A 514-nucleotide genomic window follows, 5' to 3' on the forward strand; every position below is an offset into this window, starting at 1 on the left:
AACGCCGCCAACAGCGGATACCTCACCATCAATTCTTTCAGCGGCGGTACCATCGGAAGCGGCGGATTGCAGGCGCCCGCTAGTATGGCCGGGGGAGAAATCGTGATCCGGAAAAACAACTGGATCATTGACCGGCACTATATCAACTGGCAAAGCGGAACCAGTGTAAACTACAACCCGGCCGGTAGTTCCTACAGCCCGGCTGTCGGCTTTGGATTCTTTATCCAAAACCATGCCGCTACACTGGACAAACACGGGGAATGGTATTACAATAAAGCAACCAAGAAGCTGTTGATTTTTTATCAGGGAAATCCTGCGGGGGCAAACATCAGAGTGGCCACCGTCGATCGGGTCATCAACACGCTCAACAGTTCCAGCCATATCAGATTCAGTAACCTCACTATTCAGGGCTCCAATGAAAACCTGATCAATCTCGATAATTCATCCCACTTCACAATCGAAAACTGCCAGCTGGAATATGTGGGCAAAAATGTAATCAATAGCTGGTATTCCA

Annotated in this window: 1 pseudogene; it reads left to right on the forward strand. The window is 49.2% G+C overall.

Annotated features, from left to right (window positions below):
- Positions 1–514 (forward strand): annotated as a pseudogene (locus SYJ56_RS25860) (hypothetical protein); the annotation flags it as partial.

It is taken from the genome of Algoriphagus aurantiacus (assembly GCF_035156405.1).
Lineage (GTDB): Bacteria > Bacteroidota > Bacteroidia > Cytophagales > Cyclobacteriaceae > Algoriphagus > Algoriphagus aurantiacus.